Source organism: Pseudomonas cimarronensis (genome assembly GCF_049331905.1).
Classification (GTDB): domain Bacteria; phylum Pseudomonadota; class Gammaproteobacteria; order Pseudomonadales; family Pseudomonadaceae; genus Aquipseudomonas.
Genome location: NZ_CP186283.1, coordinates 4,014,422 through 4,039,387, shown reverse-complemented (window position 1 = coordinate 4,039,387; position 24,966 = coordinate 4,014,422). Strand labels below are relative to the sequence as shown.

Sequence of the window (24,966 nt, the reverse complement as noted above, 5' to 3'; positions counted from 1 at the left end):
TTAGCTATTGATCTGCTCGGCATGGTGACACGCCACTTGCCGTGCATCCAGCAGGCGCAGTGCCGGCTGTTCAACCTGACAGCGTTCGCTGGCATGCGGACAGCGTTGGTGGAAGGCGCAGCCGCTGGGTGGCGATAGCGGGTTGGGCAGCTCGCCACTGATCTTGATCTTTGGTTTGCTCGGGTCGGGATGAATGGTCGGCGTCGCCGACAGCAGCGCCTGGGTATAGGGGTGCAGCGGACGACTGTAGATCAGTTCGCTAGGGCCTATTTCCACCGGGCGGCCGAGGTACATCACCAGTACATCGTCGGCGACATGGCGTACCACCGAAAGGTTGTGCGAGATAAACACATAGCCGGTATTGAACTGCTCCTGCAGGTCCATAAACAGGTTGAGCACCTGGGCCTGGATCGACACGTCCAGCGCCGAGGTCGGCTCGTCCGCCACCAGTACCTTGGGTTGCAGCATCATCGCCCGCGCCAGGGCAATGCGTTGGCGCTGGCCGCCGGAGAACATATGCGGGTAGCGCTGGTAATGCTCGGGACGCAGGCCGACCTGTTGCATCATCGCCTGCACCCGCTCACGCCGTTCCAGGCGTGACAACGCGGTATTGATCAGCAGCGGTTCGCCCAGCTGATCACCGACCTTCTGCCGTGGATTGAGCGAGGCGTAGGGATTTTGAAAAACCATCTGCACATCACGGCGCAGCTGTTTGCGCTGGGCCTTGTTGGCGCCTGTCACTTCCTGCCCGGCGATCTGCAGCGAGCCCGAGCTGGGCTCCTCGATCAGCGTTAGCGCACGGGCCAGGGTGGATTTGCCGCAGCCGGATTCGCCGACCACCGCCAGGGTCTTGCCTGCCTGCAGTTCAAAGGACACGCCATTCAGCGCCTGCACTTGAGCGTTGGGCTGAAACAGTCCGCGGGATATTTCGTAGTGGCGGGTGAGGTCGCGAGCAGTCAGGACGGCGCTCATCAGGCCACCTCCGCAGTCAGATTGAGCGGGTAGAAGCAGCGCACCGCGCCGCGTTCATGGGTATCCAGGCTTGGTCGTTGTTCACGGCAATGGGCCTGGGCGTAGGGGCAGCGTGGCGACAGCAGGCAGCCTACTGGACGGTCATAACGGCCCGGTACGATACCGGGCAAGGTGGCCAGGCGCCGCTGGCCCTGGCTGTGCTCGGGAATCGCCTTGAGCAGCGCCTCGGTATAGGGGTGCGTTGGTGCGTCGAACAACTGTGGCACGCTGCCGATCTCCACCGCTTGCCCGGCATACATCACGCAGACCCGTTGCGCGGTTTCGGCGACCACGGCCAGGTCGTGGGTGATCAGCACCAGGCCCATGTTCTGCTCGCGTTGTAGGCCCACCAGCAGATCCATGATCTGCGCCTGAATGGTCACATCCAGCGCGGTGGTCGGCTCGTCGGCGATCAGCAGCTTTGGCTCGGCGGCAATCGCCATGGCAATCGCCACCCGTTGGCTCATGCCGCCAGACAGCTGGTGCGGGTAGGCATTCAGGCGGCTGGCGGCGGCAGGAATTTCCACCCGCTCCAGCAGTTGCAGCGCGCGTTGCCGCGCGGCCTGGCCTTTGAGATTCAGGTGCTGGCGCAGCACTTCCTCGATCTGGAAACCCACGGTAAAGCTGGGGTTGAGGGCGGTCATCGGGTCCTGAAAGACCATCGACAGGTCCTTGCCGACGATATGCCGGCGCTGGCGGCCCTTGAGCCGCAGCATGTCGGTGCCGTCGAATTGCAGGCCGTCGGCACTGACGATGCCGGGCGCGTCGATCAGCCCCATCAGCGCCATCATGGTCACCGATTTGCCCGAGCCGGATTCGCCGACAATCGCCAGCACTTCGCCCTTTTCCACGGACAGGTCGAGACCGTCGACCACGGGTATGGCGCTGGTGCCGCCGAAACGCACACTGAGGTTTTTGATATCCAATAGGCTCATGCGGGGTTCCTCACTGCGCATTCTTGAGTTTCGGGTCGAGTGCATCGCGCAGCCCGTCGCCCATCAGATTGATTGCCAGCACGCTGAGCAGAATGGTCAGGCCCGGCAGGCTGACCACCCACCAGGCGCGCTCGATATAGTCGCGCGCCGAGGCCAGCATGGTGCCCCACTCAGGCGTTGGCGGTTGTACGCCGAGGCCGAGAAAACCCAGGGCCGCGGCATCGAGAATTGCCGAGGAAAAGCTCAGGGTGGCCTGCACGATCAGTGGTGCCATGCAGTTGGGCAGTACGGTGATAAACATCAGCCGTGGCAGGCTGGCACCGGCCAGGCGCGCGGCGGTGACGTAGTCGCGGTTCAGCTCGCCCATCACCGCAGCACGGGTCAGGCGCACATAGGACGGCAGCGAGACGATGGCGATGGCGAAGATGGTGTTGATCAGCCCTGGGCCGAGGATGGCGACGATGGCCACCGCCAGCAGCAGCGAGGGCAGGGCCAGCATGATGTCCATCAGGCGCATGATCGACGGGCCGAGCAGGCGCGGAAAGAAGCCGGCGACCAGGCCGAGAAGGATGCCGGGGATCAACGACATCAACACCGAGGCCAGGCCGATCAGCAGCGACAGTCGCGCGCCATGGATCAACCGCGACAGCAGGTCGCGGCCCACTTCATCGGTGCCCAGTAGAAATTGCAGCTGACCGCCCTCCAGCCAGGCCGGTGGGGTGAGCAGAAACTCGCGGTATTGCTCGCTGGGGTCATGCGGGGCGATCCACGGCGCAAACAGCGCGCAGATCACCAGCAGGATCATAAAGGCCAGCCCGGCGACTGCGCCCTTGTTGTGGGCAAAGGCCTGCCAGAATTCCTTGAGCGGCGAGGGGTAGAGCAGCGATTGATCAAGACTGGTGCTTAGGCTTTCAGTTGTCATAGTGGGCTCCGTAGAACCTGTGCATGGTCTCGCGAGCTAGCGCGAGACAAGGAAAAAGCAGCTGAGGAAGCGGAGTGTGCTGTTGCACATGAGCATGCCGAAGCTGGTTTTGACGCGGTATCGCCGACGCGCAGCAGGCCATGGGCAGGTTCTTAGCGCTGATGGCGAATGCGTGGATTAGCCAATCCGTAGAGGATGTCCACCACGAAGTTGACCAGGATCACCAGGCAGGCGATCAGCAAAATGCCGTTCTGCACCACCGGGTAGTCACGCGCGCCGATCGACTCGATCAGCCATTTACCGATGCCCGGCCAGGAGAAGATGGTTTCGGTCAGCACCGCGCCCGCAAGCAGCGCGCCGACCTGCAGGCCGAACACGGTGAGCACTGGAATCAGTGCATTGCGCAGGCCGTGCACGAACACCACGCGCGCCGGCGACAGGCCCTTGGCGCGGGCGGTGCGCACATAGTCCTCGCGCAGCACTTCGAGCATCGCCGAGCGGGTCATCCGCGCGATGACCGCCAGCGGAATGGTGCCGAGCACGATGGCCGGCAGGATCAGGTGGCGCAGGGCATCGACAAACGCGCCCTCTTCACCGGAAAGCAGGGTGTCGATCAGCATAAAACCGGTAACCGGCGGGATGTCGTAGAGCAGGTCGATGCGCCCGGACACCGGCGTCCAGCCCAGCCACACCGAGAAGAACATGATCAGCAGCAGGCCCCACCAGAAAATCGGCATGGAATAACCGGCCAGTGAGATGCCCATTACGCCGTGGTCGAACAGCGAGCCGCGCTTGAGGGCGGCAATTACACCGGCAACTAACCCCATAGTGCCGGCGAACAGCAGGGCGGCCAGGGACAGTTCCAGGGTGGCGGGGAACAGGGTGAGAAATTCGCTCCATACGCTTTCGCGGGTGCGCAGTGATTCACCCAGGTCGCCCTGGGCCAGCTGGCCGATATAGTCGAAATACTGCGCATACAGCGGCTTGTTCAACCCCAGGCGTTCCATGGCCTGGGCGTGCATTTCCGGGTCGACGCGGCGTTCGCCCATCATCACTTCCACCGGATCGCCGGGGATCATGCGGATCAGCGCGAAGGTCAACAGGGTGACGCCGAAGAAGGTGGGGATCAGCAGCCCCAGGCGGCGGGCAATAAAGGACAGCATATAAATGGGTGCTCCCATATGCGCCCGGCTGCAATGGCCGAGCGCTGTTATGCGGGTGGTGTCCGCTTGGCAGGCCGATAAACGCCCTGCCAGGCGGAGTGCAGCGCGTGCTTACTTGACGCCGACGCCGTAGAACGAGTTCAGCGCGAATGGGCTGATCTTGAAGTCTACGACCTTCTTGCTCAGCGGCTGGTAGACCGTGGAGTGGGCGATCGGGGTGATCGGCACTTCACGCTTGAGAATCACCTGAGCCTGCTTGTAGAGCTCGGTGCGTTCTGCAGTATCGGTCACGCGCTTGGCGGCTTTTACCAGCTTGTCGTAGTCGGCATGGCACCACTTGGAGAAGTTGTTGCCGTCCACGGCATCGCAGCCATAGAGGGTGCCCAGCCAGTTGTCCGGGTCACCGTTGTCGCCGCTCCAGCCGATCAGCATGGCGTCGTGTTCGCCGGCTTTGGCGCGCTTGAGGTATTCGCCCCATTCGTAACTGACGATCTTGGCCTTGATGCCGACCTTGGCCCAGTCGCTTTGCAGCATTTCAGCCATCAGTTTGGCGTTGGGGTTGTACGGACGTTGCACCGGCATGGCCCACAGGGTGATTTCGGTGCCTTCCTTGATGCCGGCGGCCTTGAGCAGCTCCTTGGCTTTTTCCGGATCGTAGGCGGGGTCCTTGATGCTCTCGTCATACGACCACTGGGTCGGTGGCATGCCGTTGACTGCCAGTTGGCCGGCGCTCTGGTACACCGCGTCGATGATCCCTTGTTTGTTCACCGCCATGTCCAGCGCCTGGCGCACTTCGAGTTTGTCGAACGGCGGGTGGGTGACGTTGTAGGCGATATAGCCGACGTTGAAACCGGCCTGCTCGGGCATGTCCAGGTTCGGGTCTTTTTTCAGCGAATCCAGATCCGCCGGGCGGGGGAACAGAGTCACCTGGCATTCGCCGGCCTTGAGCTTCTGCATGCGTACCGAGGCGTCGGTGTTGATGGCGAAGATCAGGTTGTCGATCTTCACCTCATCCGGTTGCCAGTATTCCTTGTTGCCCTTGAAGCGGATCACCGCATCTTTCTGGTAGCGGCTGAATACGAAGGGGCCGGTACCGATGGGCTTCTGGTTGATATCGGCGGCCTTGCCGGCCTTGAGCAGGTTATCGGCGTATTCGGCGGACTGGATCGAAGCGAAGCTCATCGCCAGGTTCTGGATAAAGGCGGCGTCGACTTCATTAAGCGTGAACTTGACGGTCATGTCGTCGAGTTTTTCGATCTTGGCGATATTCGCGTCCATGCCCATGTCGGTGAAGTAGGGGAACTCCGACGGGTAGGCTTTGCGGAACGGGTGGTCCTTGTCGAGCATGCGCTGGAAGGTGAACAGCACGTCATCGGCGTTGAAGTCGCGGCTCGGCTTGAAGTATTCGGTGGTGTGGAATTTCACCTTGGGGCGCAGGTGAAAGGTGTAGCTCAGGCCGTCTTCACTGATGTCCCACTTCTCGGCCAGGCCAGGGATTACGGCGGTGCCGCCACGCTCGAACTGGCTCAGGCGGTTGAACACGGTTTCCGCTGCGGCATCGAAGTCGGTGCCGGTGGTGTACAGGCCAGGGTCGAACCCGGCGGGGCTGCCTTCGGAGCAGAACACCAGGTTGCCGGCGGCGCTGGCAAGGGGTGTGCTGGCGATCAGCCCAGCGGCGAGTAAAGCCTGGATGACGGCGTTCTTACGCATAGTGACCTCATGGTTATTGTGGTTGTGATCCTGAGGGGCCTCTTGTGGAGACCTTGGGTGAAGCTATGCAGGGCGTATGCCGTAGACAAGTGGCATGTCGCAGAGAGAACAGGAATGACGATGCAGCTGTAGGTGGTGTCGCATTTCTATAAATGGACGAGAAAAACATGGCAAAGCGCCGCTATCGTCGGATAACGGCGCTGCTTGTCTGTGTAGCAAGATGTAGCAGATTCAGGGCATCTGCACTTCGATCACCCCATCGGCATTAATGCTGACCTGGCTGGAGCCCGCTTCGATTTCCGGTGCGGCGGCATCCATCATTGCCGCGCCCTTCATCGCTTCCATGCGCATGATCGGCGGCTGGAAGCCACCGCTGTTGAGGTTCAGGCTGACCAGCTTGTAACCGCTGCCGCCAAGGGCCTCAGTGGCCAGTTGCGCGCGGGCCTTGAAGGCGGAGACGGCGTCCTTGAGCAGGGCGTCTTCGTGGGTCTTGCGGGTGTCTGAAGCGATGCTGAAGTTCATTCCGCCCATTTTCAGGGTGTGCAGCATTTCCCCGGTGAGCTTGGACAGCGCGCTGAAATCGGCGCTTTCCAAGCGCAGCTCGGCGCGCTCGCGCCAGGCGGTGATCTTCTGGCCCTTTTCATCATAAACCGGGTAGCTGTTGCGGCTGCCGGAGGCGACGCTGACGCCCTTGACCTGGCGGGCCTGGGCGATGCTGGCATTCAGGGTCTTGCTGATCTGCGCTGCGAGGGCGGCCGGGTCGCTGTCCTGGGCTTCGCTGTAGAGGGTGACGTGCATCAGGTCGTGGGCGATTTCCTGGCTCACTTCAGCGCGCAGGGCAACCTGGTTGTATCGGGCCTCGTCGGCCATGGCCGTGGCGCTCAGCAGGGTGGTGGTGCTCAGCAGCAGGGCAGTGGCGAGGCGGGACAGTGGCAGCATGACGATTCCTTTATATGTTGGGCGCATGGGTTATGCGCGGCTTTCCAGAGGGTAGACGTAGCTATCTGACTGAACGGGTTAAATCGGGTTCCACTTTTTTCAACGAGCTTGCCGCTGCGGCGTGTTGCCGCAGATAGCCGCGCAGAGGCTTGGTTATACTCCTGCGGCTCGCTAAATGGGCATCTTGGAGATTCTATGCTCGCACCTGTGCAGCTACTGTCGGCGAGCCGGCAAAACCTCTGGCGTCTGACCCTGATCCGCATTCTGGTGCTGGCCGCGCAGGCCGGCTCTGTGGGCCTGGCGTACAAGTCGGGTGCGTTACCGCTGCCCTGGCTGGAACTGAGTGTCACCCTCGGCATCTCCCTGGTGCTGTGCCTGCTGACCGCGCTGCGCCTGCGTGGTCCCTGGCCGGTGACTGAGCAGGAGTATGCGGTGCAGCTGGGCTGCGACCTGATCATCCACAGCCTGCTGCTGTATTACTCGGGCGGCTCGACCAACCCCTTCGTCTCCTATTACCTGGTGCCGCTGACCATCGCCGCGGCGACCTTGCCCTGGCTCTACACCATCACTCTGTCCGGTCTGGCGCTGGGCGGTTACACCTTTCTGCTGGTCTGGTCACACCCGCTGGACCTGCCGTCCGGCCCGCGTGAGAGCCTGCTGATCTACGGCATGTGGCTGAGCTTCGCCCTGGCTGCCGGGCTGATTACTTTCTTCGTGGCGAAGATGGCCGAAGAGCTGCGCCGCCAGGAGGAGCTGCGCGCCGAGCGCCGGGAAGAAGGCTTGCGCGACCAGCAACTGCTCGCCGTGGCGACCCAGGCGGCGGGGGCGGCGCACGAATTGGGTACGCCGCTGGCGACCATGAGCGTGTTGATCAAGGAGCTGCGCCGCGAGCATCAGGAGCCGACCCTGCAAGAGGATCTGGCGGTGCTGCAGGAGCAGGTCAAACTGTGCAAGGAAACTCTGCAGCACCTGGTGCGCGCCGCCGAAGCGGACCGGCGTCAGGCGGTGATCGAGCTGTCGTCAGTCGAGTGGCTGGAAACCACCCTCAACCGCTGGCACCTGATGCGCCCGGAAGCCAGCTATCGCTACCAATGCCTGGGCCGTGGCACTCCGCCCAAGATGATGCCGCCGGCCGATCTGACCCAGGCCCTGCTCAACCTGCTGAACAACGCGGCCGACGCCTGCCCGGACAAGCTGGATATTCGCCTGGATTGGGATCACCAGTGGCTGCGCCTGAGCATCCGCGACTTCGGTGCCGGTGTGCCGCTGGCGATTGCCGAACAGCTGGGGCGGCCGTTTTTCACCACCAAGGGCAAGGGGTTCGGTCTGGGGTTGTTCCTCAGTCAGGCCAGCGTCACCCGTGCCGGCGGTACGGTTAAACTGTATAACCACGAAGAAGGCGGCACGCTCACCGAGCTGAAATTGCCGCGTGCCTACGGTCGAGCTTAAGGAAAAACCCGAATGAGCGATGAAGTGCTGTTCGAAGGTGAAGAACAACCTCACCTGTTGCTGGTTGATGATGACCCGACCTTCACCCGTGTGATGGCGCGTGCCATGAGTCGTCGCGGCCTGCGCGTGTCCACCGCCGGTTCAGCCGAGGAGGGCCTGGCCCTGGCCGAGCAGGATCTGCCGGACTACGCCGTGGTTGACCTGAAAATGGAAGGCGACTCCGGCCTGGTGCTACTGCCCAAGCTGCTGGAACTGGACGCAGAAATGCGTGTGGTGATCCTCACCGGCTATTCGAGCATTGCCACAGCCGTAGAGGCGATCAAGCGTGGTGCCTGCAACTACCTGTGCAAACCGGCTGATGCCGACGATGTGCTGGCCGCGCTGCTGACCCAGCATGCCGATCTGGAAAGCCTGGTTCCGGACAACCCGATGTCGGTGGATCGCCTGCAATGGGAGCATATCCAGCGCGTGCTCAGCGAGCACGAAGGCAATATCTCCGCCACTGCCCGCGCCCTGGGCATGCACCGGCGCACCTTGCAACGCAAGCTGCAGAAGCGTCCGGTACGCCGCTAAACGTTATTTTATGGCCTGCCATCCATGGCGGCCACCCTGCGGGCCGTCGCTGTGCGACGTTAAAAAACGCTCCCGGCGTTTTTTTCCCCGCATGAAAGGCTGCTGAAAGCTTTCTGCTAGGCAGCCTTGTTACCATTAGCCGCCTATCTATCTGATCAGGGGCTGTCATGCTCGCCGTCGTTCAGCAAACCATCAGCGTCACCGCTCCGGTGTTCTCCATGCTGTTTCTCGGCGTGGCACTCAAGCGTCTGGGACTGATTGATGCGGCCTTTATCAACACCGCATCTGCACTGGTGTTTCGTGGCACGCTGCCCACGCTGTTGTTTCTCGGCATCGTCCAGGCGGACCTGCGTACCGCCTTGCAGCCGGCGTTGCTGGTGTATTTCGTGCTGGCGACTCTGGGCTGCTTTCTGCTGGCCTGGGGCTGGGCGATTCTGCGTTGCCCGCAGGCGGATCGCGGCATCTACACCCAGGGCGCATTTCGCGGCAACAACGGCATTATCGGCCTGGCGCTGGCCACCAGCATGTACGGTGATTACGGCCTGTCGGTCGGCGCGGTGCTCGGCGGGGTCGTCATCCTCAGCTACAACACCCTGTCGGCCATCGTTCTGGCGATCTACAGCCCAGAGGCCAAGACCGATGCCTGGAGCCTGACCAAGAACATCCTCAGCAATCCGCTGATTATCGGTGTGTTGGCGGCCATTCCCTTTGCCGCCTGGCAGATTCCCCTGCCGGCCTGGTTGCTGACCTCCGGCGAATATTTTGCGCAGATGAGCCTGCCGCTGGCGCTGATCTGCATTGGTGGCACTCTGACCCTGGAGTCGCTGCGTGAGAGCAGTGGCATGGCGATCAGCTCAAGCCTGATGAAGGTGCTCTGGCTGCCGCTGCTGGCCACCTTGGGCGCCTGGCTGTGGGGCTTTCGCGATGCTGATCTGGCGATTCTCTTTCTGTACTTCGCCAGCCCCACGGCGGCGGCCAGTTTCGTTATGGCCAAAGCAGTGGGCGGCAATCACCAGTTGGCGGCGGCGATTATCGTGCTGACCACCCTGGCCACGGTGGTGACCACCAACCTCGGGCTGTTCGTGCTGCAGTGGGCGGGCTGGATCTAGGCGTCGCGCGGGCATAAAAAAGCCGGGCAATGCCCGGCTTTTTAGTTTGTTGCGATCAGGCCTGCTGCTGGAAGTCGTCGATCACTTCCTGGGCTGCGCGAAAGGCGTCGATGGCGGCCGGTACGCCGGCATACACCGCGCAGTGCAGCAAGGTTTCGCGGATTTCTTTCACCGTGCAGCCGTTGTTCAGCGCACCGCGTACGTGGCCCTTGAGTTCCTGTGGGCATTTCAGCGCGGTCAGTGCCGACAGGGTGATCAGGCTGCGGGTCTTGCGGTCCAGCCCGTCGCGGGTCCACACACCGCCCCAGGCGTGCTCATTGACGAAGTCCTGCAGCGGCTGGGTAAAGTCCGTGGCGTTACCCAGGGCGCGGTCGACAAAGGCGTCACCCATCACCTCACGGCGGACTTTCAGGCCTTGTGCGTGGCTATCACTCAAGCGGCTTTCCTCCCAGTGGGTTGTCAGGCTTTCTGCTTGTGCCAGGCGCGGCCGGCGATGATCACCAGGGTCACGGCGGTCAGCGGCAGGGCGTAGCCGAGCATGGCGTCACCAAAGACTTCGGCGAACGGTTTGCCAGTCGACGACAGCACCAGGTAGACCGTGTAGGCCACGTAATAGGCGAGGAAAAGCAGGCCTTCCCAGCGGTTGATGCGATAGCCGGCGAAGAAGATCGGCAAACAGGCCACGGCCACGGCAATCATCACCGGGAAGTCGAAGGCCAGGGCGTTGGCGGCCACGTTGATCGCCTGCGGCGAAACCAGCGACGCCAGGCCCAGTACGCAGAGCAGGTTGAAGATGTTGCTGCCGACGATATTGCCCACGGCGATATCACGCTCGCCCTTGATGGCCGCCATGATCGAGGTGGCCAGCTCTGGCAGCGAGGTGCCGATGGCAACCACGGTCAGGCCGATCACCAGTTCCGAAATGCCCAGGGCGCGGGCCAGTGTCACGGCGCCTTCCACCAGGAAGTTGGAGCCGCTGACCAGCAGCACCAGGCCGGCAATGATCAGGCCCAGATTGATCGCCCAGGCGTAGGGCTTGGCCGGTTCGTCGAGACCGAACTCCTTGGCGAACTCGTCGTCCTCATTGCTGCTCTTGTCGCGGCGCGAGCTGACAATCAGAAAACCGGTGTAGGCCAGCACGCCAGCAAACAGCAGGGCGCCATCGAGGCGGCTGAGGCTGCCGTCCCAGGCCAGGGCATACACCACCAGGCTGGCACCGATCATGATCGGCACGTCCAGGCGGATCAGCTGGCGCGAGACGATCAGCGGCGCAACCACTGCGGTCAGACCGAGAATCAGCAGGACGTTGGCGATATTGCTGCCCACTACGTTGCCAATGGCCAGGTCGCCACTGCCATTCAGGGCGGCCTGCACGCTGACGGCGGTTTCCGGCGCGCTGGTGCCGAAGGCCACCACGGTAAGGCCGATAATCAGCGGTGGAATACCAAATTGTGCCGCCAGCTTGGCCGCGCCGCGTACCAGTACTTCAGCGCCGGCTACCAACAGCACCAGGCCGGCAATCAGATAAACAAAGGTCATCAGGGTCATTGCAGGGAGCTCCAGAAAAGTGGCGCTAGTTTAATCATCGGCTTGCGTTGCGCCAGAGGCTGATCAGGGCTGTCTAACGCTTCTTTGTAAACAGCTGTGTTCAGTCGGCCAGTTGCTCCACACGCACCGGCACCACGCCGTCGCGCAGCATATCCAGCTGTTCGGCGGCTTTTTGCGAGAGGTCGATGATGCGCTTCTTGGCGTAAGGGCCACGGTCATTGATGCGCACCACCACGCGCTTGTCGTTGCGCAGGTTGGTGACCTGTACCCGGCTGCCAAACGGCAGACTGCGGTGTGCCGCAGTCAGCGCGTTCTGGTCAAAGCGCTCGCCGCTGGCGGTTTTGTTGCCGTGGTGCCGTGCGCCGTAATAGGACGCCTGGCCTTCGGCGCGGTAGCCCTGCGGGTCGACCTGGCCCTGGCTGGCGCAAGCGCTGAGCAGCAAGCTGGTGATGGCGATCAGTAACAGGCGCATGGTGGCTCCTGGGCAGATTGGCGGCGGACAGAGCAACGCCGGGCTGACCCGGCGTTGATAGAGCAAGCCATACCTGGCTTGTAAGGCGTGCCGGCCCGGCCATCCATGGTCGGTCGCCGGGCCAACGTATGCCGTGGCGTTGCCGGCTTAGCCTTCGAGCTTTTTCTTCAGCAGTTCGTTCACTTGGCCTGGGTTGGCCTTGCCTTTTGAGACTTTCATGGCTTGGCCGACGAAGAAGCCGAACATCTTGCCGCGCTTGGCTTCATCAGAGGCGCGGTACTGCTCGACCTGCTCGGCGTTGGCTGCCAGCACTTCATCCAGCATGGCTTCGATGGCGCCGGAGTCGGTGACCTGCTTGAGGCCTTTTTTCTCGATCACCTCGTCAGCGCTGGCACCTTCGCCGGCAGCCAGGGCCTCGAACACCATCTTGGCGATCTTGCCGCTGATGGTGTTGTCCTTGATGCGCAGGATCATGCCACCCAGCTGTTCGGCCGACACTGGCGATTGATCGATCTCCAGGTTGTCCTTGTTGAGCAGGCTGGACAGCTCGCCCATCACCCAGTTGGCAGCCAGTTTGGCATCGCCGCACACCGCATTGACCGCCTCGAAGTAGTCGGCCAGTTCGCGGCTGGCCGCCAATACGGTGGCGTCGTAGGCAGACAGGCCAAACTGCGCCTCGAAGCGCTCGCGCTTCTGCAGCGGCAGTTCCGGCAGGCTGGCGCGTACTTCATCGAGGAAGCTCGGCTCGATCACCACCGGCAGCAGGTCCGGGCAGGGGAAGTAACGGTAGTCGTTGGCTTCTTCCTTGCTGCGCATGGAGCGCGTCTGGTCCTTGTTCGGGTCGTACAGGCGGGTTTCCTGCACCACTTTGCCGCCGTCTTCGATCAGCTCGATCTGCCGTTGCACTTCATGGTTGATGGCTTTTTCGATAAAGCGGAACGAGTTGACGTTCTTGATCTCGGCGCGGGTGCCGAACTCGGCCTGGCCAACCGGGCGCACCGAGACGTTGCAGTCACAGCGCAGCGAGCCTTCGGCCATGTTGCCGTCGCAGATGCCCAGGTAACGCACCAGCGCGTGGATGGCTTTAACGTAGGCCACCGCTTCCTTGGCCGAGCGGATGTCCGGCTCGGAAACGATCTCCAGCAGCGGCGTACCGGCGCGGTTGAGGTCGATGCCGCTCATGCCGTGGAAGTCTTCGTGCAGGCTCTTGCCGGCATCTTCTTCCAGGTGTGCGCGGGTGATGCCGATGCGCTTGGTCGTGCCGTCTTCCAGGGTGATGTCGAGGAAGCCTTTGCCGACGATGGGATGGTCCATCTGGCTGGTCTGGTAGCCCTTGGGCAGGTCCGGGTAGAAGTAGTTTTTGCGGGCGAAGATGTTGTGCGGTGCGATGTGCGCATCGATTGCCAGGCCGAACTTGCAAGCCATGCGCACGGCTTCGGCATTCAGCACCGGCAGGGTGCCGGGCATGCCGAGGTCAACCAGGCTGGCCTGGGTGTTGGGCTCGGCGCCGAAGGTGGTGGCGCTGGCCGAGAAGATCTTCGATTGGGTGCTGAGCTGAGCGTGGATTTCCAGCCCGATTACGGTTTCCCATTGCATATTCAGTCGTCCTCAGAATCCAGCCGGAGCTTGTGTGTGCCAGTCAGTTACCTGTTGGTACTGGTGGGCGACGTTGAGCAGGCGGCCTTCCTGGAAGTAAGGGGCGAGCAGTTGCACACCAACCGGCAAACCATCGACGAAGCCAGCAGGCATCGACAGGCCGGGGATGCCGGCCAGGTTGGCGGTGATGGTGTAGATGTCTTCCAGATAGGCGGCGACCGGATCGCTGTTCTTCTCGCCAAGCTTCCAGGCCAGGTTTGGCGTGGTTGGGCCGAGGATCACGTCGACGTCATTAAACGCCGCGACGAAATCGTTCTTGATCAGCCGGCGAATTTTCTGCGCCTTCAGGTAATAGGCGTCGTAGTAACCGGCGGACAGCGCGTAGGTGCCAACCATGATGCGACGTTTGACCTCGGCACCAAAGCCTTCGCCGCGCGAGCGCTTGTACAGGTCCTGCAGGTCTTTCGGATTCTCGCAGCGGTAGCCGAAGCGCACGCCGTCAAAGCGCGATAGGTTGGAGCTGGCTTCGGCTGGGGCAATCACGTAGTAGGCGGGAATCGCGTGCTGCATATTCGGCAGGCTGATGTCCTTGACGGTCGCGCCGAGCTTTTTCAGCGCTTCGACCACGGCCATCACCTTCTCGCCGATACGCGCATCCAGGCCGGCACCAAAGTATTCCTTCGGCAGGCCAATGCGCAGACCGCTCAACGGCTGGCTCAGGGCGGAGAGGTAGTCGTCAACCGGTTGATCGACGCTGGTGCTGTCCTTGCTGTCGAAACCGGCCATGGCTTGCAGCATCAGCGCGCAGTCTTCTGCGGTGCGGGCCAGTGGGCCGCCCTGATCGAGGCTGGAGGCGTAGGCGATCATGCCCCAGCGCGAGACGCGGCCGTAGGTCGGCTTGATCCCGGTAAGGTTGGTCAGCGCCGCTGGTTGGCGAATCGAGCCGCCGGTATCGGTGCCAGTGGCCGCCGGCAATAGGCGCGCGGCGACTGCTGCTGCCGAGCCGCCGGAAGAGCCGCCGGGTACGCGAGTCAGGTCCCAGGGGTTTTTCACCGCGCCGTAGTGGCTGGATTCGTTGGCTGAGCCCATGGCGAATTCGTCCATGTTCAGCTTGCCCAGGGTCACCGCGCCGGCGCTGGCGAGTTTCTCGACCACAGTGGCGTTATACGGGGCCTTGAAGCCGCTGAGGATTTTCGAGCCGCAGCTGGTCAGAACGCTTTGGGTGCAGAACAGGTCCTTGTGGGCGATTGGTGCGCCGAGCAGGGCGCCGCTCTCGCCAGCCGCGCGGCGGGCGTCGGCCGCTTTGGCCTGGCTCAGGGCCAGGTCTTCGGTGACGCTGATAAAGCTGTTGAGCTGCGGGTCGAGCTGCTTGATGCGTGCCAGCAGGCTGCGGCTCAGCTCTTCGGCAGAAAATTGCTTGTCGGCGAGTCCGCGGGCGATCTCTGCCAGAGTCAGTTGATACATGGCTGGGCGTTTCCCTTACTCGATGACTTTCGGAACCAGGTACAGACCGTTTTCCACGGCCGGAGCGATGGCCTGATAGGCCTCGCGCTGGTTGTGTTCGGTGACCTGGTCGGCGCGCAGGCGCTGAGTGGCTTCCAGCGGGTGAGCCAGTGGCTCGATGCCGTCGGTGTTGACGGCCTGCATCTGATCGATCAGGCCGAGAATATTATTGAGGGTCGCAGTGGTACCCGGGATATCGGCTTCATTCAGGCCCAGTCGAGCCAGATGAGCGATTTTCTCCACGTCGGAGCGGTCAAGCGCCATCAGGTTTCTTCCTATATAGAGCAGCGCAGTTGCTGGCTGCCTGTGCAAATGTGAGCGGGTCGCCATGCTGGGAAGTGCAGGGAACGGAGCATGGCAGGTGGCGGTCAAAGGCCGCGATGATGGGCCGTAAAGCCCGGAAAAACCGGCAATCTAACATATTGGTGCCTTGCTCAAAATCCCTGCCGTTGTTAGAGTTTGCCGCACTTTTTTACCCACGCGTTGCCTAGGGTCCCTATCCCATGTTCAAAAAACTGCGTGGCATGTTTTCCAGCGATCTGTCGATTGACCTGGGCACTGCCAATACCCTGATTTATGTCCGCGAGCGCGGCATCGTCCTGAACGAGCCGTCGGTTGTGGCGATCCGTACCCACGGTAACCAGAAGAGCGTGGTGGCGGTTGGTACCGAAGCCAAACGCATGCTTGGCCGTACCCCCGGCAACATTGCCGCTATCCGCCCGATGAAAGACGGCGTGATCGCCGACTTCAGCGTCTGCGAAAAGATGCTGCAGTACTTCATCAACAAAGTTCACGAAAACAGCTTTCTGCAGCCTTCGCCACGTGTGCTGATCTGCGTGCCGTGCAAATCCACCCAGGTAGAGCGTCGTGCCATCCGTGAGTCGGCCCTCGGTGCCGGTGCCCGTGAAGTGTTCCTGATCGAAGAGCCAATGGCTGCTGCCATTGGTGCCGGCCTGCCGGTTGAAGAAGCCCGCGGTTCGATGGTCGTCGATATCGGTGGTGGTACCACTGAAATTGCCCTGATCTCGCTGAACGGTGTGGTTTATGCCGAATCCGTGCGCGTCGGCGGCGACCGTTTCGACGAAGCGATCATCACCTACGTGCGCCGCAACTACGGCTCGCTGATCGGTGAGTCCACCGCTGAGCGCATCAAGCAGGAAATCGGCACCGCTTACGCCGGTGGCGAACTGCGTGAAGTCGACGTACGTGGCCGTAACCTGGCCGAAGGCGTACCGCGCAGCTTTACCCTGAACTCCAACGAAGTGCTCGAAGCGCTGCAGGAATCCCTGGCGACCATCGTCCAGGCAGTGAAGAGCGCGCTGGAGCAATCGCCGCCAGAGTTGGCTTCCGACATTGCCGAGCGTGGCCTGGTGCTCACCGGTGGTGGCGCGCTGCTGCGTGACCTGGACAAGCTGCTGTCGCAGGAAACTGGCCTGCCGGTGATCGTCGCCGAAGACCCGCTGACCTGCGTGGCGCGCGGTGGCGGCAAGGCTCTGGAAATGATGGATCGCCACACCATGGACTTGCTGTCCTCGGAATAAGCGCGACCGCTCCAAGTCTTGAGCTGCAAGCCGGGGTTCCCCGCTTGCAGCTTTTGTTTTGCTGCCTGACGCTGTGAGGAGCTGCCGATCAAACCGCTATTTGCCAAAGGTCCTTCGCTGGGTGTGCGCCTGCTGGTGTTCACCGTGCTGTCGGCTGCGCTGATGGTGGTCGACGCGCGCTTCACCCTGTTGCAGCCGCTGCGTGCGCAGCTGGGCCTGATTGTCGAGCCGGTTTACTGGGTCGGGCGCTTGCCGGTACGTCTGTGGGAAAGTGCCACGCAGGAACTGAGCAGCCGCAGCGAGCTGACCGCCGAGAACGAGAGGCTCAAGGCTGAACAGCTGATGATGCAGCGCCGCCTGCAAAAGCTTGCCGCCCTCACCGAGCAAAACGTGCGCCTGCGTGAGCTGCTCAACTCGGCCGCGCTTGTCGACGACGACGTGCTGGCCACCGAGCTGATCGGTATCGACCCCAACCCCTTTACCCACCGCATCCTGATCGACAAGGGCGAGAAGGACGGCGTGGTGATGGGGCAGCCCGTACTCGATGCGCGTGGTCTGATGGGGCAGGTGGTCGAGGTCATGCCCTATACCTCGCGTGTGTTGCTGCTGACGGACACTACCCACAGCATCCCGGTGCAGGTCAATCGCAATGGCCTGCGTGCCATTGCCAGTGGCACCGGTAACCCGGAGCGTCTGGAACTGCGGCATGTGGCGGATACCGCTGACATCAAGGAAGGTGATCTGCTGGTCAGCTCCGGTCTTGGTCAGCGCTTCCCGGCCGGTTACCCGGTGGCCATGGTCAGTGAAGTGATCCACGACTCGGGGCAACCCTTTGCCATCGTGCGTGCGGTGCCAACCGCCATGCTCAACCGCAGCCGTTACATGCTGCTGGTATTTACCGACCCGCGCACCCCGGAACAGCGGGCCACCGAATCGGCGCAGGCCCAGGAAGCCCTGGATCGAGAAATTCTGCAGCAGGCACAACCCGCGACCCAGGCTGCTGAAGCGCCTGCGACCCCCGCCACGCCGTCGGAGGCAGCGCAATAATGGCCGCACGATCAAGCAATATCTGGGTGGTCTGGCTGACGTTCGCTCTGGCGCTGTTACTCAGCGTATCGAGCATGCCCAAGTTTATGGAACTGGGCCGCCCGCTGTGGCTGGCGCTGTTTTTGACCTACTGGGTGCTGGCCTTGCCGCATCGCGTGGGCATGACCACAGCCTGGGCCCTGGGGCTGCTGGCGGATGTGCTGAATGGCACCCTGTTGGGGCAGAACGCGCTGATCCTGACCCTGATTACTTTCCTGGTGCTGACTCTGCACCAGCGTCTGCGCATGTTTCCGATGTGGCAGCAGAGTACCGTGTTGCTGGTGGTCTTCGGTCTGGCCCAGCTGGTGCAGCTGTGGCTGAACGCGCTGACCGGTAGTCGCCCACCCACCCTGGAATTTGTCCTGCCGGCGCTGGTCAGTGCCTTGCTCTGGCCCTGGGTCTGCGCAATCCTGCGTGGGCTGCATCAGCGCACCGGCGTCAACTGAGCAGGCGCCTCGGCCTTGCACCATCCGACAGGGAGAAGTCTGCATGGCCACCCTCTATCTTGCCTCCGGGTCGCCGCGTCGGCGTGAGTTGCTGACGCAGATTGGTGTGCCCTTTCTCACGCAAATCGCACCGATTGATGAAAATGCATTGCCAGGTGAGTCGCCGTTCGCCTATGTAGAGCGTCTGGCACTCGCCAAGGGGCATGCCGGGCTGGCGGCCCTGGCCGATTCCGATGGCGCGGTTGTACTTGGTGCCGATACGGCTGTGGTGCTGGATGGCCGCATTCTTGGCAAACCGCGCGACCGTGCCGATGCTTTGGCGACTTTGCAGGCCTTGTCCGGACGCAGCCACCAGGTGCTCACGGCGGTGGCCTTGGTCAGCCGCGAACGCCAGGCTGCGCGGGTGGTCACAAGCCAAGTGACCTTCCGCCCGTTGAGTCAGGCGGAAATCGAGGCCTACTGGGCCAGCGGCGAGCCGCAGGACAAGGCCGGCAGCTACGGGATCCAGGGCTTGGCGGCGGTGTTTGTCAGCCAGCTGCAAGGCAGCTACTCGGCAGTGGTAGGGTTACCCCTGTGTGAGACCGCAGCGTTACTCGCAGAATTTGCTATTCCGTGCTGGCAGACAGTGCCGGTCAACAGTTAAGAGGCTGCCGCTTCAACCAAGAGTTTGGGCGGTCGCGTCATCGCGCAGAGTGGGATGCATGAGCGAAGAAATTCTGATCAATATCACGCCGATGGAATCGCGCGTGGCGGTGGTGGAAAACGGCGTGCTGCAGGAAGTGCATGTCGAGCGTACGCAGAAGCGCGGCATTGTCGGCAACATCTACAAGGGCAAGGTGGTGCGCGTACTGCCGGGCATGCAGGCGGCATTTGTCGACATCGGCCTGGAGCGCGCAGCATTTATCCATGCGGCGGAAATTTCCAGCCGTGAAGGTCCGGCCGTGGAAAGCATCAGCGCCCTGGTGCACGAAGGCCAAAGCCTGGTGGTGCAGGTGACCAAGGACCCGATTGGCAGCAAGGGCGCACGCCTGACCACGCAGCTGTCGATCCCCTCGCGCTACCTGGTGTATATGCCGCGCACCGCCCATGTCGGGATTTCGCTGAAGATCGAGGACGAGGCCGAGCGTGAGCGCCTCAAACAGGTGGTCGCCGATTGCGTGGCCGCTGAAGGCATTGAGGAATCTGGTGGTTTTATCCTGCGCACAGCGGCTGACGGCGCCGGTGCCGATGAAATCCTCGCCGATATCCGTTACCTGCGCCGCCTGTGGGAGCAGATCGCCACGCAGATGAAAGTCGGCCCAACGCCGCTGGTGATCTACGAGGATCTGTCCCTGGCGCTGCGCACGCTGCGTGACCTGGTTAACCCGAAGATCGAGAAGATTCGCGTCGACTCGCGCGAGACCTTCGGCAAGATCACCCAGTTTGTCGATGAACTGATGCCGGAGATCGCCGACCGCCTGGAGCATTACCCCGGTGAACGGCCGATCTTCGATCTGTATGGCGTCGAGGATGAAATCCAGAAGGCGTTGGAGCGCAAGGTGCCGCTCAAATCCGGCGGCTACCTGATCATCGATCCGGCCGAGGCAATGAGCACCATCGATGTAAACACCGGCGCGTTCGTCGGTCACCGCACCCTGGAAGAAACCATCTTCAAGACCAACCTGGAGGCGGCCACGGCGATTGCCCGCCAGTTGCGCCTGCGCAATATCGGCGGGATCATCATCATCGACTTTATCGACATGGAAGATGAAGAGCATCAGCGCCAGGTGCTGCGTACCCTGGAGAAGCAGCTGGAGCGCGATCACGCCAAGACCAACATCATCGGCATCACCGAGTTGGGCCTGGTGCAGATGACCCGCAAGCGCACCCGCGAAAGCCTTGAGCAAGTGCTGTGCGAACCGTGCAGCGCCTGTCAGGGGCGTGGCAAGCTGAAGACGGCGGAAACCACCTGCTACGAGATCTTCCGCGAGATTCTGCGTGAGGCGCGCGCCTATCAGCCGGAAGGCTACCGGGTGCTGGCCAATCAGAAAGTGGTTGATCGCCTGCTCGATGAAGAGTCGGGCAACGTCGCCGATCTCGAAGCCTTTATCGGGCGCACCATCAAGTTCCAGGTGGAAACCATGTATTCCCAGGAGCAGTACGATGTGGTGTTGCTCTGACATGCAAGCGGGCCTGAACTGAATGGAGCAGCTGGCGCGCGGATTTGCCTGGCTGGTGCGAGCCGCATTGGGGCTGTGTGCCTTGGCGCTGGTGCTGGCGGCGCTGTATGTCAGCCTGGGCCGCGAGCTGGTGCCACTGGTGGCCGAGTACCGGCTTGATGCTGAAGACAAGGCCCGTGAAGCGCTGGCGATGCCTGTGCAGATCGGTGCGTTGGAAGGTCTGTGGCAGGGCTTTTCGCCCGTACTGACCGCCCATGACGTGGCCGTTGGCGAGGGCGCAGGTGCTCTGCAGCTGGATCAGGTGCGGGTGGTGCCGGATGTGCTCGGCAGCCTGCTGGCGCGTCAGTTGCGCGTGGCGCGGCTGGAAGTCGACGGTCTGCAGTTGGTGCTGGAGCAGGATGCTCAGGGGCAGTGGGCGCTCAAGGGCTTGCCGCAGCGCAACCCGGCGGCACCGCTGGATCTGGCCCAGACGCTGCGTCAGCTGCAAGTGGTCAAGCGGCTGTCGCTGCTCAACAGTCAGGTCACTCTGCAGGCTTATGCACAGCCGGCGCGCACGCTGACCTATGTCAACCTGAGCCTGCTCAACGGCCCTGTGCGGCAACGCCTGGATGGCCGGCTGCTATTGCCGGATGGACAGCCGCTGGCGTTGCAAGTGCGTACCCGCCTGCGCGCCGAACGTTGGCAGGATGCCCAGGTCGACGTCTATCTGAGCCTGCCACAGAGCGATTGGGCGGCCTGGGTGCCGGCCAGCCTGCTGGCGCAGTGGCGGCTTGAGCAGCTGCAACTGGGTGGCGAAGTCTGGCTGGCCTGGGCCAAGGGCCAGGTGCAACGCGTGGTCAGCCGTCTGCATGCCCCGCAGATCCAGGCTGGTTATGCCGAGCGTGAATCGGTTGCCCTGCACAATCTGGTGCTGAATGCCTATTTCAGCCGCACCGAGCAGGGCTTCAAGCTGTTGCTCGATGACCTGGCTTTCAGCCGAGACGACAAGCGCTGGGGTGATGTGCGCCTGGCCCTGACCCAGCAAGCGGAGAGCGCAGAGTTGCAGGAGCAATGGTTGCTCAGTGCCGACCGCCTTGATCTGGCGCCGCTGCAGCCGCTGGTGGCAGCTTTGGCACCGCTGCCGGATAACGCTCTGGCGTTACTGGCGCAACTCAAGCCACATGGCACGTTGCAGAATATTCAGCTCGACTACCGGCCTCGTCTGACTGACAGCAAGCGCCTGCAGTTTGCTGCCAACCTCGAGCGCATAGGCTTTGCTGCCTACCTCGGCTCGCCCGCAGCAGAAAACGTCAGCGGCAGTATCAGCGGTGACCTCGGGCAGGGTGAGTTGCGTGTCGACAGTGAGGATTTTTCCCTGCACTTGGACACCCTGTTCCCCCAGCCCTGGCACTACAAGACGGCCAAGGCCCGCTTGACCTGGCAGCTCGACGAGCAGGCCTTCACCCTGCGCAGCCCGTATTTGCAGGTGGTGGGTGAGGAAGGGCCGGTAGCCGGGGATTTTCTGATTCGTCTGCGTCGTGATCCTGCCGAAGAGGATTACATGGATCTGCGCGTTGGCCTGCGCAATGGCGATGCACGCTTTACCGAGAAGTACCTGCCCAGTCGCTCGCCGGGCATGAGTCACGATCTGGATGCCTGGCTGAAGGCGGCGATCCGCTCTGGCGCGGTCGATGAAGGCTATTTCCAGTACCAGGGCTCGCTGAACAAGGGGGCAGAGGCGGCCGCGCGTAGTATCAGCCTGTTCTTTGCCGTGCACGATGCCGAGCTGGCGTTTCAGCCGGGTTGGCCGTCGTTGCGTGAGGGGCGTGGGCGAGTGCTGATCGAAGACAGCGGCGTGCGTGTCGAGCTGGCTCAAGGGCGGATTCTCGACAGCCGGGTGCGCAATGCCCAGGCGGTGATTGCCACCGCGTTGCCGGGTCAGCCGCCGCGCCTGTTACTCGATGCCGAACTGGACAGCAGCGTGGTTGATGCTCTGCAGATTCTGCAGCAGGCGCCCATCGGTACGGCGCCGACCTTTGCCGGCTGGACTGGCGATGGCGCGCTGGCGGGTAAGCTGAAGCTCGATCTGCCGCTGCGCAAAGGCTTGGCGCCTGCGGTTGTGGTGGATTTTGCCACGGCCGATGCGCAGCTCAGCCTGCCCAGTCCGCCGCTGCAATTTACCCAGCTGCAGGGCGCCTTCCGTTACAACACCGCCAGTGGCCTCAGCGCGCCGGATATTCGCGCCCAGGTGCTGGGGCACGCAGTACGTGCCAAGGCCCTGGCCGAGGGCGCGCGGGGCAAGGCGCGCAGCCGCATCGAGGCCACTGGGCAGATCGCCGTCAAGGAGCTGAGTACCTGGCTGGGCGTGACTCAGCCGCTGCCGGTCAGTGGCAATCTGCCGTATCGCCTGAATCTGATTCTGGACGGTGCCGACAGTCAGCTACGTGTCAGCTCCAGCCTTAAAGGTGCCGCGGTGGCGCTGCCGGCTCCCTTCGGCAAGAGCGCTGCCGAGGAGCGCGCGACGCAGTGGCGCATGAGCCTGGGCGGGCGTGAGCAGCGCTATTGGCTGGAGTATGCCGAGCTGCTCAGCCTGTCGTTTGCTGCGAGTGCGGGGCAGTTCAACCAGGGGCGTGGTGAGCTGCGCCTGGCCGATGGCCCGGCCAGCCTGCCCACCAGCCCTGGCCTGCGCGTGCGTGGACGGGTGGCCGAGCTGGATTGGTCGGCCTGGCAGCAAGCGTTACAACCCTATGCGCAGGTGCCGAAGCAGGATGCCCAGCAACTGTTCAAGGATGCCCAGCTGCGTATCGGCCGTTTCAATGGCTTTGGTATCAGCCTGGAGGCCCTTGAGGTCGGCGTTCAGCGGGACGACGCCCGCTGGGCTGTCAGCCTCGACAGTCAGCGTCTGAAAGGCACGATAGGGTTGCCGGACGAGTCCACCCAGCCCATCGCCGTGCAGCTGGATTACCTGCGCTTGCCGGCGGCGGAGCCGAAGATCGCCGATGCCCCGGAAGTGGAGAAGCCAGACCCGCTGGCCGGCTTTGACCCGACAGCTTTCCCGGCACTGGATGTGCGAGTCGCCCAGGTCTTTCAGGGTATCGAGCCGCTAGGCGGCTGGTCATTCAAGGCGCGGCCAGTCAGCACAGGCGTGCATTTCAATGAGCTGGACCTCAACCTCAAAGGCTTGAACGTCGCCGGTCGGGCCACCTGGCAACACATGGCCAACGGTGTACGCACCGCCTATAAAGGGCGTCTGGGCGGTGCTGACCTGGCCGATGTGCTGATTGCCTGGGGCTATGCGCCCACTGCCAGCAGCCGAGATTTTCATCTGGATGTGGACGGTGACTGGCCTGGCTCGCCTGCCTGGTTCGGCATGAAACGCTTCAGCGGCTACCTTGATGCATCCCTGCGCAAAGGTCAGTTCTCCGAAGTTGAAGGTCCGGCTTCGGCGCTGCGGGTGTTCGGCCTGCTCAACTTCAACTCGATCGGACGGCGCTTGCGCCTGGATTTCTCCGATCTGCTTGGCAAAGGCTTGAGCTACGACCGGGTCAAAGGTGTGCTGGAGGCCAAGAACGGTGTGTTTGTCACCCGCGAGCCGATTACCCTTGAAGGCCCGTCGAGCAACCTGGAACTCAATGGCACCCTGGACATGGCCAATGATCGTATCGATGCCAAGTTGCTCGTCACCTTACCGGTTACCAACAACCTGCCATTGGCCGCGCTGATCGTCGGGGCACCGGCCATTGGCGGGGCGCTGTTTGTCGCTGACAAGTTGCTGGGTGATCGCGTGGCGCGTTTTGCCAGCGTGCAATATGACGTGACGGGTCCCTGGCAGAACCCTGATATCAGCTTCGACAAGCCCTTTGAAAAACCTCAGTAAGCCCGGCTGACAAACGCCCAGCCGTGCAGTCTGCCGGCAGGGCTTGTAAGCTGATGGCATAGCCCTGTGTTGAGATACGACAGTCATGACCCTTGCGGTGATTCAGATGGTCAGTCAGGCCGACGTCCTTGCCAATCTGGCACAGGCGCGGCAATTGTTGGAGCAGGCTGCTGCGCAAGGGGCGCGCCTGGCGGTGCTGCCGGAAAACTTTGCGGCCATGGGCCGGCGTGATCTGGCCAGCCTCGGGCATGCCGAAGCGCTGGGTACGGGGCCGATTCTGCCGTGGCTGCGGCAGGCGGCGCGGGACCTGGGCTTGTGGATCGTGGCAGGCACCTTGCCTTTGCCCCCCGATGACCAGCCAGACGCTAAACCACATGCCTGTTCTCTGCTGATCGATGCGCAGGGGCAGCGCGTGGCGCGCTATGACAAGCTGCACCTGTTCGATGTGGATGTCAGCGACAGTCATGGTCGTTATCGCGAGTCTGACGATTACGCCTTCGGCAGCCAGGTTGTGGTGGCCGATACACCGGTCGGGCGGCTGGGCCTGACGGTCTGTTATGACCTGCGCTTCCCTGAGTTGTACAGCGCCCTGCGTGCCGCAGGCGCCGAGTTGATCAGCGCGCCAGCCGCGTTCACTGCAGTGACTGGCGCGGCGCATTGGCAGGTGCTGACCCGCGCCCGCGCCATCGAAACCCAGTGCTATGTGCTGGCTGCCGGGCAGGGTGGCACGCACCCGGGCGGGCGCGAGACCTTTGGTCATTCGGCGCTGGTCGATGCCTGGGGGCGCGTGCTGGCCGAGCTGCCACATGGCCCAGGTGTGCTGGTGGCCGAGCGTGATGCCGAGGAGCAGGCGGCGATCCGTCAGCGTATGCCGGTGGTCAGCCATAAACGATTTTTTGCGGCGGCCGAGTTGCGGCAGCCAGGTGTGCAACAGTCATGAACGAGATA

The 24,966-nt window shown here is 62.6% G+C and carries 22 protein-coding genes; 10 read left to right on the top strand and 12 right to left on the bottom strand.

Annotation, left to right across the window (positions count from 1 at the left end; genetic code table 11):
- The 6 genes from ACOCLD_RS18885 to ACOCLD_RS18860 form a co-directional block, all read right to left on the bottom strand.
- Window positions 1-972, bottom strand: a complete 972-nt coding sequence (locus ACOCLD_RS18885; RefSeq protein ID WP_422910264.1) for a peptide ABC transporter ATP-binding protein — start codon at window positions 970-972, stop codon at window positions 1-3.
- A complete protein-coding gene (locus tag ACOCLD_RS18880) occupies window positions 972-1,946 on the bottom strand; it encodes an ABC transporter ATP-binding protein (RefSeq protein WP_422910263.1) in 975 nt (324 codons plus the stop codon). The genes ACOCLD_RS18885 and ACOCLD_RS18880 overlap by 1 nt, the downstream gene beginning before the upstream one ends.
- Before the next feature lie 10 nt (window positions 1,947-1,956).
- A complete protein-coding gene (locus ACOCLD_RS18875; protein ID WP_257777722.1) occupies window positions 1,957-2,868 on the bottom strand; it encodes an ABC transporter permease subunit in 912 nt (303 codons plus the stop codon).
- A 152-nt stretch (window positions 2,869-3,020) separates the two neighbouring features.
- Window positions 3,021-4,031, bottom strand: coding sequence for an ABC transporter permease subunit (locus ACOCLD_RS18870; RefSeq protein WP_422911843.1), 1,011 nt, complete (start codon window positions 4,029-4,031; stop codon window positions 3,021-3,023).
- A 111-nt stretch (window positions 4,032-4,142) separates the two neighbouring features.
- Window positions 4,143-5,741 carry an ABC transporter substrate-binding protein gene (locus tag ACOCLD_RS18865; protein ID WP_422910262.1) on the bottom strand — a complete coding sequence of 533 codons (1,599 nt, stop codon included), beginning with the start codon at window positions 5,739-5,741 and terminating at the stop codon, window positions 4,143-4,145.
- A gap of 231 nt (window positions 5,742-5,972) precedes the next feature.
- Entirely contained in the window at window positions 5,973-6,680 is a 708-nt protein-coding gene (locus ACOCLD_RS18860) for an SIMPL domain-containing protein (RefSeq protein WP_422910261.1), read from the bottom strand.
- A 195-nt stretch (window positions 6,681-6,875) separates the two neighbouring features.
- On the opposite strand from ACOCLD_RS18860, the gene ACOCLD_RS18855 reads away from it, so the two are divergent.
- The 3 genes from ACOCLD_RS18855 (at window position 6,876) to ACOCLD_RS18845 (ending at window position 9,811) form a co-directional block, all read left to right on the top strand.
- Complete coding sequence (locus ACOCLD_RS18855) at window positions 6,876-8,129, top strand: ATP-binding protein (RefSeq protein ID WP_160089156.1); 1,254 nt, start codon at window positions 6,876-6,878, stop codon at window positions 8,127-8,129.
- A 12-nt stretch (window positions 8,130-8,141) separates the two neighbouring features.
- Window positions 8,142-8,702, top strand: coding sequence for a response regulator transcription factor (locus ACOCLD_RS18850; RefSeq protein ID WP_233685901.1), 561 nt, complete (start codon window positions 8,142-8,144; stop codon window positions 8,700-8,702).
- 167 nt (window positions 8,703-8,869) lie between these two features.
- Entirely contained in the window at window positions 8,870-9,811 is a 942-nt protein-coding gene (locus ACOCLD_RS18845; protein WP_422910260.1) for an AEC family transporter, read from the top strand.
- Between the two features lie 55 nt (window positions 9,812-9,866).
- Here the strand turns inward: ACOCLD_RS18845 and ACOCLD_RS18840 are convergent, their stop codons facing one another.
- The 6 genes from ACOCLD_RS18840 to gatC all read right to left on the bottom strand — a co-directional run bounded on the left by ACOCLD_RS18840 (window position 9,867) and on the right by gatC (window position 15,194).
- A complete protein-coding gene (locus ACOCLD_RS18840; RefSeq protein ID WP_422911842.1) occupies window positions 9,867-10,202 on the bottom strand; it encodes a carboxymuconolactone decarboxylase family protein in 336 nt (111 codons plus the stop codon).
- 68 nt (window positions 10,203-10,270) lie between these two features.
- Entirely contained in the window at window positions 10,271-11,359 is a 1,089-nt protein-coding gene (locus ACOCLD_RS18835; RefSeq protein WP_422910259.1) for a calcium/sodium antiporter, read from the bottom strand.
- Window positions 11,360-11,459: 100 nt separating this feature from the next.
- Window positions 11,460-11,831 carry a septal ring lytic transglycosylase RlpA family protein gene (locus tag ACOCLD_RS18830; protein WP_311090536.1) on the bottom strand — a complete coding sequence of 124 codons (372 nt, stop codon included), beginning with the start codon at window positions 11,829-11,831 and terminating at the stop codon, window positions 11,460-11,462.
- Between the two features lie 147 nt (window positions 11,832-11,978).
- A complete protein-coding gene (gatB, locus tag ACOCLD_RS18825) occupies window positions 11,979-13,427 on the bottom strand; it encodes an Asp-tRNA(Asn)/Glu-tRNA(Gln) amidotransferase subunit GatB (RefSeq protein ID WP_422910258.1) in 1,449 nt (482 codons plus the stop codon).
- A gap of 12 nt (window positions 13,428-13,439) precedes the next feature.
- Window positions 13,440-14,891, bottom strand: a complete 1,452-nt coding sequence (gene gatA, locus ACOCLD_RS18820; RefSeq protein WP_422910257.1) for an Asp-tRNA(Asn)/Glu-tRNA(Gln) amidotransferase subunit GatA — start codon at window positions 14,889-14,891, stop codon at window positions 13,440-13,442.
- A 15-nt stretch (window positions 14,892-14,906) separates the two neighbouring features.
- Entirely contained in the window at window positions 14,907-15,194 is a 288-nt protein-coding gene (gene gatC / locus ACOCLD_RS18815; RefSeq protein WP_233685894.1) for an Asp-tRNA(Asn)/Glu-tRNA(Gln) amidotransferase subunit GatC, read from the bottom strand.
- Between the two features lie 239 nt (window positions 15,195-15,433).
- Here gatC and mreB point away from each other — a divergent pair, with 239 nt between their 5' ends.
- The 7 genes from mreB (at window position 15,434) to ACOCLD_RS18780 (ending at window position 24,958) form a co-directional block, all read left to right on the top strand.
- On the top strand, window positions 15,434-16,471 hold the full coding sequence (mreB, locus tag ACOCLD_RS18810; RefSeq protein ID WP_090255536.1) for a rod shape-determining protein MreB: 1,038 nt from the start codon (window positions 15,434-15,436) through the stop codon (window positions 16,469-16,471).
- 87 nt (window positions 16,472-16,558) lie between these two features.
- Window positions 16,559-17,518, top strand: coding sequence for a rod shape-determining protein MreC (gene mreC, locus ACOCLD_RS18805; protein ID WP_257777851.1), 960 nt, complete (start codon window positions 16,559-16,561; stop codon window positions 17,516-17,518).
- Complete coding sequence (gene mreD / locus ACOCLD_RS18800; RefSeq protein WP_233685893.1) at window positions 17,518-18,003, top strand: rod shape-determining protein MreD; 486 nt, start codon at window positions 17,518-17,520, stop codon at window positions 18,001-18,003. Before mreC ends, mreD begins: the two co-directional genes overlap by 1 nt.
- A 43-nt stretch (window positions 18,004-18,046) precedes the next feature.
- Complete coding sequence (locus tag ACOCLD_RS18795) at window positions 18,047-18,646, top strand: Maf family protein (RefSeq protein ID WP_422910256.1); 600 nt, start codon at window positions 18,047-18,049, stop codon at window positions 18,644-18,646.
- 58 nt (window positions 18,647-18,704) lie between these two features.
- Window positions 18,705-20,162: a ribonuclease G gene (gene rng / locus ACOCLD_RS18790; RefSeq protein WP_233685891.1), complete on the top strand. Its 1,458-nt coding sequence runs from the start codon at window positions 18,705-18,707 to the stop codon at window positions 20,160-20,162.
- Window positions 20,163-20,184: 22 nt separating this feature from the next.
- Window positions 20,185-24,018: a YhdP family protein gene (locus ACOCLD_RS18785; protein WP_422910255.1), complete on the top strand. Its 3,834-nt coding sequence runs from the start codon at window positions 20,185-20,187 to the stop codon at window positions 24,016-24,018.
- Window positions 24,019-24,103: 85 nt separating this feature from the next.
- Window positions 24,104-24,958, top strand: a complete 855-nt coding sequence (locus tag ACOCLD_RS18780) for a carbon-nitrogen hydrolase family protein (RefSeq protein WP_422910254.1) — start codon at window positions 24,104-24,106, stop codon at window positions 24,956-24,958.
- Window positions 24,959-24,966: the final 8 nt, after the last annotated feature.